Here is a 13037-nt window from a genome sequence, read left to right on the forward strand (position 1 = left end):
AACCCAAATGCGAGGATAAAATGGAACAAACAAATTTACAACGCCAAAGATGGCTTGCATTAGGCGGAATAGTTTTGGGTGCAACCTTGTTACCTAATTTAGTTCATGCGGTAACGTCAACTCCAAAACCTCTTATTCTACGTTTAAAACGCTTAAGTACAGGCGAGACCTTATCTGCTAATTATCACACTAACGGATTTGCTGCAAAGGATCTTAACAAATTAAATCATATTATGCGCGATGTGCATATCAACAGAATTAAGCGAATTGACCCAAAACTATTCGTAAAATTAACTCAAATTCAAGCTCGCTTGGGTCTTCGTAAATCTGAAATTCTTATTGTAAGCGGATATCGTTCTGCTCAAACAAATGCTAGATTACGCCGTCGTAGTCGAGGCGTTGCTAGCAATAGCTACCATATTTTAGGTAAAGCCATTGATTTCCGTATTGAAGGTGTTCCTCTTGCCCGCATAAAAGCGGCAGCAGAAAGCCTGAATAACGGGGGGGTTGGTTATTATCCTCACAGTAATTTTGTCCACGTCGACACTGGCCCTGTTCGTACTTGGCGTGGTTCATAAGCGGTTTGATTTTATGTTTAATTTGCAAATTATCCCTGTAAGTGTTTTCCAACAAAATTGTTCTGTCGTTTGGGATAACGAAAAGAATGCGGTTATTATTGACGCTGGTGATGATGCAGACAAAATAATTCGGTTTGTGGAAGAACAGCAATTAAATGTGCAGAAATTGTTGATTACTCACGGTCATCTTGATCATATTATGGCTGTCGATCAACTGAGAAAACATTTTAATGTTGATGTCTTTGGTTCTCATCAAAACGATCAACCTCTTTTTGAACAACTTCCTAATATTTGTCAGAGCTACGGGCTTCCTGCATCGCCCGCTTTTCTACCAGATCACTGGTTAAATGCAGGTGATAAAATTCAAATTGGGGCTTTAACATTCCATATTCGCTATTTACCAGGCCATTCACCAGGTCATATCGGCTTTTTTGATTTTGAGAATAAAATTGCCTTTAGTGGCGATGTGCTTTTCAAAGATAGTATTGGAAGAACCGATTTATACCAAGGTAATTTTGAGCAGCTCATTTATACAATAAAAACACAACTATTTGATTTAGAAGATGATTTTATCATTATTCCTGGACACGGATCTCATACCACAGTAGGACGTGAAAAACAACACAACCCTTTTTTAAAGTAGTCATATGAAAAAAATTAAACTTCTATTTTTAGTTCTCAATACCGCTTTTCTAACCGCTTGTACTGCTTCTATTGATCCTGAAACTGGCACCCGTTCAGATCCGTTGGAAGGATTTAACCGTGCCATGTGGAAAGTCAATTACGAATATCTAGACCCTTATATTCTTGAACCTGTGGCAAAAGGTTGGCGAGATTATGTACCTAGCCCAATTAAAACAGGTTTAGTCAATGTGGCAAATAACCTTGATGAACCTGCCAGCTTTGTAAACCGATTAATTGAAGGGGAAGGACAAAAAGCGATGGTTCACTTTACTCGCTTTTGGTTTAACTCTATCTTTGGATTAGGCGGGTTAATTGACTTCGCGAGTATGACCAATGATCTTAAAATTGATAAACGTAGAGAATTTGGGGATACTCTAGGCGCGTATAATGTGCCTACAGGACCTTATGTGATGTTACCAATGTATGGACCCGCAACGCCTCGTCAAGATTTAGGTCGATTAGTAGATACTAGTTATCCAGTTTTATCTTTACTCGCTACACCTTGGAGTATCACAAAATATGTCGTACAAGGAGTAGATTCCCGTGCACAGCTTATAGGACAAGAAGCGTTATTGAAGCAATCTCAAGATCCTTACATTACTTTCCGAGAAGCTTATTTTCAAAATTTAGAGTTTAAAGTAAAAGATGGTAAAACAGAAAATAGTGAGCAAGAAACATTATCTGAAGAACAGCTAAAAAATATTGATTGATGATTTACCTGTAAAAATTTACACTAAAACGCAAAATTCCTATTGACACTGTGTGTTTAAACAGTAAAATAACTGTATAAACAAACAGATTTATTTTAGAGGATTTTATGGCGTATCTTAGATCACTAACATTGGCACAATCCCATCAGCCTTTACCCCTTTATCGAGATTCTAATATAAAGCACCCAATCAAACTGGATCTCTATTCTCTTTATGTTCGTCGTCCTTCTGAAACCTTTCTGGTTCATGTGAAAAACCCTAATTTAATTGCATGGGGGATCGAATTAGATGATTTGTTAATTGTAGAGAATAATCAATCTGCTGAAGTTAACGATCTTTTGGTATTAGAGAAAAATCAAGAGTATAAGTTCTACCAATTTTTCAGTGAGATTAATGGAGAGAAGATTTTATTTTCTTTAGACACCTCAGAACCTAATTTACGCATTAAAGAATGGAGTGATGTAAATATCGCTGGGGTGATTACAAATATCGTACATCAAGTAAAACATCGCGCATTGCAAAAAAACAGATTGTCTAATTGATAGGTATAATAAATAAAATACTTGCTAATGGAGCCTCTCCCACAATTTGTGTAAATACCTGTTTCTGAGATAATACATTCAGACACAGGTATTTTATTATGAACGAAAAACAACTTCACGCCTTGGCAGCGGAATTTGCCAAAAACCTAAAAACACCAGAAGACCTCAATCAATTTTCACGGATGCTCAAGAAAATCACCGTCGAGGCTGCGTTAAATGGTGAACTGACCGACCATCTTGGTTATGAAAAACATCAGCCTAGAAAAGGTAAAAATGCACGTAACGGTTACACATCTAAGACCGTCATTTGTGATGAAGGTGAGATAGAAATTGAGACGCCTCGTGACCGTGACGGCACCTTTGAACCGCAACTTATCAAGAAAAACCAAACCCGCATCACAGGAATGGATGAGCAGATTATTGCCTTATATTCCAAAGGGTTAAGTAATCAGGAAATCGTTGAAATGTTCAAAGAACTCTATGATGCGGATGTGTCAAGCAGCCTGATTTCTCGCGTTACCGACGCCGTGAAAGAACGCGTAATGGAATGGCAAAATCGCCCACTTGATGCGGTTTATCCAATTGTTTACCTAGATTGTATCGTAGTGAAAGTACGCCAAGATGGACGAATTATCAACAAATCCGTGTTTGTTGCCTTGGGTGTGAATCTTGAAGGACATAAAGAGTTATTGGGGCTTTGGATTGCTGAAAATGAAGGTGCGAAGTTCTGGGCGAATGTGCTGACAGAGCTTCAAAATCGAGGCTTAAAAGACATTTTTATTGCCTGTGTAGACGGTTTAAAAGGCTTCCCGGAAGCCATCAATGCAGTCTATCCTAAAACGAAAATTCAGCTTTGCATTGTGCATTTAGTGCGTAACAGCTTGAAATTCGTTTCGTGGAAAGATTACAAAGCCGTCACCGCAGATTTAAAGCAGGTTTATCAGGCCCCGACGGAAGCACAAGCTCGCGAAAATCTGACCGCACTTTCGCAAAAATGGCAGGCAAAATACCCGCTTGTGGCGAAAGGCTGGGAAGATAACTGGGCAAATATTGCCACATTTTTTGATTATCCGGCTGATATTCGTAAAGCGATTTATACCACGAATGCTGTGGAATCGCTTAATAGCGTGATTCGTCGCGTGATTAAAAAACGAAATGTATTCCCGACGGATGATTCAGTTTTCAAAGTGATTTGGCTTGCGATTAAAGATGCATCAAAAAAATGGACAATGCCGATTCAGAACTGGAAACTGGCGATGAATCGATTTATGATTGATTTTGGTGATCGCTTAGACGATCACCGTTAAGTTGAAATGGGTGTTTACACAGAATTTGGGATAGGGTCTGCTAATGGGTATTTTTAATTATTCTTAGCAACTCTTTTTATTTAAAAAAATCTTGTATAAACAAAATATTACGCCTTTTTGTTAATCAGTTATGATTATTTAATTTTTGCTTAAGCTCGCTAAATAATCCCTCTAAGCGATTTATTGTATTTTCTATATTTAATTTAGAATATTTCTCATAGGTAAAAATAAAATCCATATAACGCTTTAAGCTGGTATAAGCACTTCTTGCATTACGACGTTTATAAGGGAAATGGTCTTTTTTATTGGCTTTATCACTTCATTCTTTTAAAAACGTTTGGCGTTTTATAAACTAAGGACGTAATCGCTAATAAAATTCATTTTTTAAGATAAACGTTTTATGACATTCATTACAAAAGTAAGGTTGAGTATTATTTTGTATACCATGTTTCTTTATTTTCGGACTTTGGCAAAATGGATAGTTTTTGTTTATATTTCAAAAAAAGTGGCTTAAAGCCTTGTACTATAAGGCTTTAAGCCACTTTTTAGCAACAAATTTGTCTATTACACCAATTTACTTCAACTGAGCAAATGCTTGTAGCAAGTCTGCTTTAATATCCTCAACGTGTTCAAGCCCCACCGAAAAACGCAAGAGCTTATTACATACACCACGAGCGATACGTTCTGCTTCAGGAATATCCATATGGGTTTGGGTTGCAGGGTAAGTAATAAAACTTTCTGTACCGCCTAAACTTTCCGCAAAGGTAATCATCTTGATCGCTTTTAAGAATGGATTAACCCAGTTTTCATCTTTCAAGCGGAAAGATAACATACCGCTTTTACCAGAATAAAGCACATCTTGCACTTGCGGTTGTTCCGATAAGAATTTAGCGAGTTCAGTGGCATTTTGTTGGTGATGCTCAACACGCAACGCAAGGGTTTTTAAGCCACGAATAATCATATAAGCGTCAAACGGTGAAAGCACCGCCCCAGCACCATTTTGCAAATAGAACAAGCGGTCACATAACGCTTGCCCTTTTGCTACCACCAAACCTGCTAACACATCATTATGTCCTGCCAAATATTTGGTTGCACTGTGAATAACAATGTCTGCCCCAAGTTCAATCGGGCGGAATAATACTGGTGTTAAGAAAGTATTATCGACAATCAGCAGTAAATTATGCTTTTTAGCAATTTTCGCAATCGCTGCAACATCACACTCTTCCATCAACGGATTAGACGGTGTTTCAACAAAAATCGCTTTGGTATTTGGGTTAATCGCTTTCTCAATCGCGTCTAGATCTGCCGTGTTCACATAAACAGGCTTCACGGTATTGTTATTTTTGTAGCTAAAATCTAACAAGCGGTAAGTTCCGCCATAAACATCGCTAGAGATAATCCACTCGTCAGGGGCAGTAAAGAGCGACATAATTAATTGAATTGCCGCCATACCTGACGCTAATGCAAAACCTGCATCGCCACCCTCTAAGTCCGCAATGCCTTGCTCAAGTACACTACGAGTTGGGTTTTTGGTACGAGTATAGTCAAAGCCTGTGGACTCGCCGATCCCCATATGTCCATAGGCAGTCGAAAGGAAAATCGGGGTCGCCACCGCACCAGTACGCTCATCAGTACGATTACCCAGTTGGACTAAAGTACTTTCAATGTTGTTATATTTCATATCTATCCTTTTGCAAAATTTTGATTAAATTTGACCGCTTTTCTTTATTATAAATTATTTAAATCCAACACATCGGTCATATCAAATAGACCGTTTTGTTTGGTTTGAAGCCATTTTGCTGCACGCACAGCACCGTTAGCAAAAGTCATTCGGCTTGAAGCTTTATGGGCAATTTCAATACGTTCGCCTTCATCAGCAAACCAAACACTGTGTTCACCGACTACATCACCTGCACGGATCGTCGCAAAACCGATTTCATCACGCTTACGTTCCCCTGTGATCCCTTCACGCGCAAATACGCCGTGCGTTTTTAAATCACGACCTAAGGTTTTGGCAATATGCTCACCCATTGAAAGTGCCGTGCCAGATGGCGCATCAACTTTATGGCGGTGGTGAGCTTCAATCACCTCAATATCGTAATAATCGCCCATCACTTTTGCCGCTTTTTCTAACAGTTTAAATACTAAGTTCACCCCAACGCTGTAATTTGAAGCAAAGACGATACTGATTTCCTCTGATGCAGATTTAATCGCCTGTTTGCCCGCATCATCAAAACCAGTTGTGCCGATCACCATTTTTTTATTATGTGCGACACAAAAAGCGATGTGTTCCAACGTCCCTTCAGGGCGAGTAAAATCAATTAATAGATCAAAATGATTGAGCTGTGAAGCTAAATCGTCCGTGACAGTCACGCCTAAATGCCCAATACCAGCCAACTCGCCAGCATCAGCCCCGACTAATGATGATCCTTTACGTTCAAATGCTGAACCTAATTCTACGCCCTCTGTGTTATTTACGGCTTGGATCAACTGACGACCCATTCTGCCACCAGCACCGACAACGCCAATTTTTAATGTCATTATAAATCCTCTATAAAATGTCGTGATAAGCGGTTGGATTTTACAAGAAAGTTACGTTTTTGAATACAGAAAGATAAGCATCCAAATAGAGAAAACCCGATCTGCGAAGATCGGGTTGGTCTATAGTGAATAGCTTATTCAGGTCTTACCCCTAAAGTATGACAAATAGCATAACTTAATTCTGAACGGTTTAAGGTATAAAAGTGGAAATCTTTTACTCCCTCTTTAGAGAGGATTTTCACCATATCCATTGCAATACTTGCCCCTACAAGGTTACGGGTAGTTTGATCATCGTCCAAACCTTGATACATTTTTGCCATCCAGCTAGGGATTTTCACATTAGTGATTTTTGCCATTTTTTCTAGCTGTTTAAAGTTCGACACAGGCAAAATGCCAGGCACGATTTCAACATCAATCCCCACCGTTGCACAACGATCACGGAAGCGAAGATAGCTATCAATATCAAAGAAAAACTGAGTAATAGCACGGCTTGCACCTGCGTCAACTTTCTGTTTCAAATAGAGCAAATCAGATTGTGCTGATTTTGCTTCAGGGTGAACCTCAGGATAAGCGGCAACAGAAATCTCAAAATCGGCAACCTCTTTTAACAGTTTTACTAAATCCGACGCATAAAAAGGTTTCTTCGTATAGCCAGCAGGCTCATCGCCTCGCAAAGCCACAATGTGACGAATGCCACTGTCCCAATAATCTTTTGCAATAGCACGAAGTTCGTCAAGGGGTGCATCAATACCTGTTAAATGTGGAGCAGCGACAATCCCTGTTTCTTGTTGAATGGTTTTTACGATAGAGTGCGTGCGATTACGTTCCCCAGAGTTTGCACCATAAGTCACAGAAACAAACTTCGGTTTAAGCACTTTCAAACGATGAATAGAGTCCCATAACAGCGTTTCCATCTTTTCATTTTTAGGTGGAAAAAATTCAAAAGACACATTAATTTTGCCGTTTAAGTCGGCAACACTTTGATTTAAAAGATCAATCTCTTTTGCATAACTCATTCAACACCTCTATAGAGCTTCTATTGTTGTTATTTGTATAATGTTTAGTTTGCATACTGCCGTCTTTTTTAGACGTTTAGATGGCTAAAACTTTAAAATGCCAGCGATATGATGTCAATAAAATTATTTTCATTATTTCATGAATTTAATTTATGTAACTTGCAGATAATGATGAAAATTTTTAAATGTAAATTTTTTGTTAAATTTGTTATCTGATGGTATTATCCCGTTGCTTGTAAAAAATACAACATCTGCTGTTTTTATTTTCAAATTCAATTAAGCGGTATCAGGTCGCATTTAAGGGGGAAATAATGCTATCTCAACTCACTACACCAAAAGGGCAAGCTATTCAACTAAATCATGATGGTTCATTGTCTGTTCCAAATTACCCAATTATTCCTTTTATTGAGGGAGATGGAATTGGCGTTGATGTCACACCAGCCATGCGTTTTGTAATTGATGCTGCGGTAGAAAAAGCCTATCAAGGTCAACGAAAAATTGACTGGTTAGAGATTTATGCAGGGGAAAAAGCTAACCGACTTTACGGTGAAAACACATGGCTACCCGAAGAAACATTAGCATCAATTAAACAGTATCATATTGCGATCAAAGGCCCATTGATGACCCCTGTCGGTAAGGGGATTCGTTCTTTAAACGTAGCAATGCGTCAAGAGTTAGATCTCTATAATTGCTTGCGTCCAATCCGTTACTACCAAGGTACGCCAAGTCCTGTGAAATATCCAGAATTAGTGGATATGGTGATCTTTCGTGAAAATTCAGAGGATATTTATGCTGGGGTAGAATGGGCGGCAGGTTCCCATGAAGCTGAAAAAGTAATCGCTTTTTTACAGCAGGAAATGGGCGTGAAAAAAATTCGCTTTACGGAAGAATGTGGCATTGGTATTAAGCCTGTTTCAAAAGAAGGGACTCAGCGTTTAGTGCGGGCTGCATTACAGTACGCGATTGATAATGATCGTAAATCACTCACTTTAGTGCATAAAGGCAACATCATGAAATTTACCGAGGGGGCATTTAAAGAGTGGGGATACCAAGTTGCCAAAGACTTTGGTGCAGAGCCAATAGATAATGGCTCTTGGCATCGTTTAAAAAATCCAAATACAGGACGAGAGATCATCATCAAAGATTGTATTGCTGATGCTTTTTTACAAGAAATTTTATTACATCCAAGTGATTACGATGTGATTGCAACGCTTAATCTTAATGGTGACTACATATCCGATGCACTTGCGGCACAAGTTGGCGGTATTGGTATTGCACCTGGTGCAAACATAGGGGAAGAGGCGGCTATTTTTGAAGCAACGCATGGTACAGCGCCTAAAATCGCAGGTCAAAACAAAGCAAATCCAGGCTCGATCATACTCAGTGGCGAAATGATGCTACGCCATTTAGGTTGGACTGAAGCGGCAGATTTAGTGGTAAACGCAGTATCCAAAACCATCTCAAATAAGACAGTGACCTTTGATTTTGCGGAAACATTAGAGGGGGCAACACTCCGTACAACTTCGGAATTTGCCCAAGATATTGTCGCCAATATGTAACCACTTATACACATAGAGATAATCATGCAATTTTGTGATCTTGTTAACAAAATGTAAAATTTGTTAAATTTATTGCTTGTCGTTTTTACTCTCTCTGTTATGATTATCTCATCGCTCATTTTTTATCTATATTGAAGTGGGGATCATCATTATGTCTTTCTTAACTGAATACCAAACACACCTTTTTGAACGAGCTGCACAAGGTATTGTGCCACTGCCATTAAATTCAGCGCAAACAGCAGAGCTTATTGAATTACTTAAAGAACCTGCTGATGCAGATAAAGCATTACTCTTGCACCTCTTTGAAAATCGAATACCAGCAGGGGTTGATGAAGCAGCCTATGTTAAAGCCAGCTTTTTAGCAGCCTTAGTAAAAGGGCAAGCAGTTTCGCCGCTCATTTCCCCACAACAAGCCGTCAGCTTGCTAGGCACAATGCAAGGGGGGTACAACATTGAACCGCTTGTTGAAGCACTTGATGATCCAAACCTTGCTCCTATTGCTGTCAAAGCACTCTCTCATACGCTCTTAGTATTTGACAGTTTTCATGATGTGGCAGAAAAAGCGAAGCAAGGAAACCGCTTTGCTAAAGAAGTATTAACCTCTTGGGCCAATGCCGATTGGTTTTTATCTCGTCCAAAATTAGCCGAAAAACTCACACTGACCGTGTTTAAAGTGACAGGAGAAACCAATACAGATGATCTTTCGCCTGCACAAGATGCTTGGTCACGCCCAGATATTCCATTGCACGCACTGGCTATGCTTAAAAATGAACGGGAGGGTATTGAACCTGACCAAGCTGGTGTAGTTGGCCCAATGAAACAGATTGAAGCCCTTAAACAAAAAGGTTTTCCACTTGTTTATGTTGGCGATGTTGTAGGAACAGGTTCTTCACGTAAATCGGCTACAAATTCGGTCTTATGGCTTATGGGAAATGACATTCCTTACATTCCTAATAAAAGGGCTGGCGGTGTGGTATTAGGCGGTAAGATTGCCCCTATTTTTTTCAATACGATGGAAGATGCAGGCTCATTACCCATTGAAGTGGATGTAAGCCAATTAAATATGGGCGATGTAATCGACCTCTATCCCTATGAGTGCAAAATTTGTAAGCATGGCAGTGACGAAGTATTAGCCCAGTTTAGTCTTAAAACGAATGTGCTTCTTGATGAAGTTCGTGCAGGCGGACGTATTCCATTGATTATTGGTCGAGGTTTGACACATAAAGCACGCATGGCACTAGGATTGCCAGAAAGTGAAGTGTTTGTTAAACCTCAAATACAGGCTAAAACAACAGTCGGCTACACACTTGCACAAAAAATGGTTGGGCGAGCTTGTGGCGTGGAGGGCATACGCCCAGGGCAGTATTGCGAACCTCGAATGACAAGTGTTGGCTCACAGGATACCACAGGTCCAATGACCCGTGATGAGCTTAAAGATCTCGCTTGTTTAGGTTTCTCAGCTGATTTAGTGATGCAATCATTTTGCCACACGGCCGCGTACCCTAAACCTGTAGATGTTGTGACACATCATACCTTACCTGATTTCATTATGAACCGAGGCGGTATTTCACTACGTCCAGGTGATGGTGTTATTCACTCTTGGCTTAATCGAATGCTATTGCCCGACACCGTAGGTACAGGTGGCGACTCACATACACGTTTTCCGATTGGCATCTCATTTCCTGCAGGTTCAGGCTTAGTTGCCTTTGCGGCTGCAACAGGAGTAATGCCATTAGATATGCCAGAGTCTGTTTTAGTCCGTTTTAAAGGCGAATTGCAACCAGGCATTACCTTACGAGATCTCGTACATGCAATTCCCTATTATGCTATTAAACAAGGGCTATTGACGGTAGAAAAAGCGGGTAAGAAAAATATCTTCTCAGGTCGCATTTTAGAAATTGAGGGATTAGAGCACCTTAAAGTTGAACAGGCTTTTGAACTTTCAGATGCCTCAGCCGAACGTTCTGCTGCTGCTTGTACCATCAAATTAAATCAAGAACCGATCATCGAATATCTTCAGTCTAATATCATCTTACTAAAATACATGATTGCTGAGGGTTACGGCGACAAACGAACCCTTGAACGCAGAATTAAAGCCATGGAAGAGTGGCTGGCTGTCCCACAATTATTAGAAGCAGACAGTGATGCTGAATATGCCGCTATCATTGAAATTGATTTAAATGACATCAAAGAGCCTATTCTTTGTGCCCCAAATGACCCTGATGATGCTAGAACACTTTCCGAAGTGCAAGGTCAACAAGTCGATGAAGTCTTTATTGGCTCTTGTATGACGAACATAGGTCATTTCCGTGCCGCAGGTAAATTGCTTAACCAGCATCAAGGCATGATCCCAACACGTTTATGGATTGCTCCACCAACTAAAATGGATGCAACACTACTTAGTGAAGAGGGCTATTACAGCATTTATGGCAAAAGTGGAGCAAGAATTGAAATACCAGGTTGTTCACTTTGTATGGGAAATCAAGCTCGTGTAGCCGACGGCTCAACCGTTGTTTCAACCTCTACACGCAATTTCCCAAATCGCATGGGTAAAGGCTCTTTTGTCTATCTTGCTTCTGCAGAGCTTGCGGCAGTCTGTGCATTACTAGGACGCATTCCTACATGGAAAGAGTATTTAGATTATGTACAACGCCTAGAGGCAGATAAAACGGATACATACCGCTACATGAATTTTGACCAAATTCAACGTTATACCCAAAAAGCGGATAACCTCATTTTTCAAACAGCGGTTTGATTTTGCATAAAATTTACGATAACAGGGAGGACAAAATGCCTAAACTACACCCGACTTTAACTGCAGAACTTCACCTTAACGATGGGCGTAAAATTCCATTGCCCGTTTATCAGAGTAACTTAGGTTTTGATGCAATTGGCGTTGAGGCATTACAAAAGCACCAACTCTTTACCTACGATCAAGGGCTAACCTCTACCGCACTATGCCAATCCAGTATCACCTACATTGACGGCGAACAAGGTGTCTTATTGCACCGTGGCTATCCGATTGACGAGCTTGCTTTAAATAAAACCTATCTTGATATCGCCTATCTTCTTCTAAATGGCGAACTGCCTACAGAAGAAGAATTGGCTGAGTTCAAAAAAGAGATCTGTTCACATTACATGGTAAATGAACAATTTACCCGCTTGTTTCAAGGTTTCCGCCGAGATTCGCACCCAATGGCGGTTATGTGTGCAGCAAGTAGTGCTTTAGCCGCATTCTACAATGACATGCTAGACAGTGATGATGAAGCACATCGAGAAAAAACCGCCATTCGCCTCTTAGCCAAAATGCCAACCCTTGCAGCCATGTGTTACAAATACAACATCGGCCGCCCATTTATGTATCCGCAGTATCACTTATCCTACGCAGGCAACTTCCTACACATGATGTTTGCAACACCTTGTGAACCTTATGTGGTTAACCCTGTACTAGAACGAGCCATGGATCGCATCTTCACACTTCACGCAGACCACGAACAAAACGCTTCAACATCAACAGTAAGAGGCGTTGCTTCCTCTGGTCCAAACCCATTTGCTTGTATTGCGGCAGGGATTGCATCACTGTGGGGGCCAGCTCATGGCGGAGCAAACGAAGCTTGTATCAAAATGCTACAGGAGATCGGCACGGTTGACCGTATTCCTGAATTTATCGCAAGAGCCAAAGACAAAAATGATCCATTTCGTCTAATGGGATTTGGTCACCGAGTATATAAAAACTACGATCCAAGGGCAAAAGTTATGCGGGAAACCTGCCACGAAGTCCTTGCAGAATTAGGAATAACAACACCATTACTTGAAGTTGCAATGGAACTAGAACGCATTGCCTTAAGCGATCCTTATTTCATTGAACGCAAACTTTATCCTAATGTTGATTTCTACTCAGGTATTATTTTACAAGCCATAGGCATTCCAACTTCCATGTTTACTGTTATTTTTGCCTTAGGCAGAACAGTCGGGTGGATTGCAAATTGGAAAGAAATGTGCGAAGAGAGCCTCAAAATTGTCCGTCCAAGACAAATTTATACGGGGTATCAAGAAAGACATATTAAATAATAAAACGTTGAGATAAATAGTTGCTAAGA

The 13037-nt window shown here is 40.1% G+C and carries 12 protein-coding genes; 8 read left to right on the plus strand and 4 right to left on the minus strand.

Annotated elements, in window-relative coordinates:
* Positions 1-20 precede the first annotated feature (20 nt).
* The 5 genes from J1G47_RS10445 (at position 21) to J1G47_RS10465 (ending at position 3821) form a co-directional block, all read left to right on the plus strand.
* Entirely contained in the window at positions 21-578 is a 558-nt protein-coding gene (locus J1G47_RS10445) for a YcbK family protein (RefSeq protein ID WP_021115642.1), read from the plus strand.
* A 13-nt stretch (positions 579-591) separates the two neighbouring features.
* On the plus strand, positions 592-1221 hold the full coding sequence (locus tag J1G47_RS10450) for an MBL fold metallo-hydrolase (RefSeq protein WP_016528258.1): 630 nt from the start codon (positions 592-594) through the stop codon (positions 1219-1221).
* A 4-nt stretch (positions 1222-1225) separates the two neighbouring features.
* Positions 1226-1972, plus strand: coding sequence for an MlaA family lipoprotein (locus J1G47_RS10455; protein WP_005712539.1), 747 nt, complete (start codon positions 1226-1228; stop codon positions 1970-1972).
* A gap of 107 nt (positions 1973-2079) precedes the next feature.
* Positions 2080-2514, plus strand: a complete 435-nt coding sequence (locus tag J1G47_RS10460) for a LexA family protein (RefSeq protein ID WP_005712536.1) — start codon at positions 2080-2082, stop codon at positions 2512-2514.
* Between the two features lie 98 nt (positions 2515-2612).
* Complete coding sequence (locus J1G47_RS10465) at positions 2613-3821, plus strand: IS256 family transposase (protein WP_016527735.1); 1209 nt, start codon at positions 2613-2615, stop codon at positions 3819-3821.
* Positions 3822-4188: 367 nt separating this feature from the next.
* On the opposite strand, the gene J1G47_RS12335 is transcribed toward J1G47_RS10465, so the two are convergent.
* From J1G47_RS12335 to metF, 4 genes are all read right to left on the minus strand, one after another.
* A complete protein-coding gene (locus J1G47_RS12335) occupies positions 4189-4314 on the minus strand; it encodes an IS1/IS1595 family N-terminal zinc-binding domain-containing protein (protein ID WP_415578911.1) in 126 nt (41 codons plus the stop codon).
* 81 nt (positions 4315-4395) lie between these two features.
* Positions 4396-5502: a methionine biosynthesis PLP-dependent protein gene (locus tag J1G47_RS10470; RefSeq protein ID WP_010785964.1), complete on the minus strand. Its 1107-nt coding sequence runs from the start codon at positions 5500-5502 to the stop codon at positions 4396-4398.
* A 47-nt stretch (positions 5503-5549) separates the two neighbouring features.
* The gene (gene dapB / locus J1G47_RS10475) at positions 5550-6362 is read right to left on the minus strand and encodes a 4-hydroxy-tetrahydrodipicolinate reductase (protein WP_015940150.1); all 813 of its coding nucleotides are present in this window, start codon (positions 6360-6362) and stop codon (positions 5550-5552) included.
* A gap of 134 nt (positions 6363-6496) precedes the next feature.
* Positions 6497-7378 (minus strand): methylenetetrahydrofolate reductase, encoded by an 882-nt coding sequence (gene metF, locus J1G47_RS10480; protein WP_015940151.1) that lies wholly within the window; start codon positions 7376-7378, stop codon positions 6497-6499.
* A gap of 311 nt (positions 7379-7689) precedes the next feature.
* Between metF and icd the strand changes: the two genes are divergently transcribed.
* The 3 genes from icd to J1G47_RS10495 all read left to right on the plus strand — a co-directional run bounded on the left by icd (position 7690) and on the right by J1G47_RS10495 (position 13008).
* A complete protein-coding gene (icd, locus tag J1G47_RS10485) occupies positions 7690-8937 on the plus strand; it encodes an NADP-dependent isocitrate dehydrogenase (RefSeq protein WP_021114618.1) in 1248 nt (415 codons plus the stop codon).
* A gap of 151 nt (positions 8938-9088) precedes the next feature.
* Positions 9089-11692 carry a bifunctional aconitate hydratase 2/2-methylisocitrate dehydratase gene (acnB, locus tag J1G47_RS10490; protein ID WP_202114017.1) on the plus strand — a complete coding sequence of 868 codons (2604 nt, stop codon included), beginning with the start codon at positions 9089-9091 and terminating at the stop codon, positions 11690-11692.
* Positions 11693-11727: 35 nt separating this feature from the next.
* Positions 11728-13008, plus strand: coding sequence for a citrate synthase (locus J1G47_RS10495; protein WP_005712524.1), 1281 nt, complete (start codon positions 11728-11730; stop codon positions 13006-13008).
* Positions 13009-13037 lie beyond the last annotated feature (29 nt).

The organism is Glaesserella parasuis (assembly GCF_017352235.1).
Lineage (GTDB): Bacteria > Pseudomonadota > Gammaproteobacteria > Enterobacterales > Pasteurellaceae > Glaesserella > Glaesserella parasuis.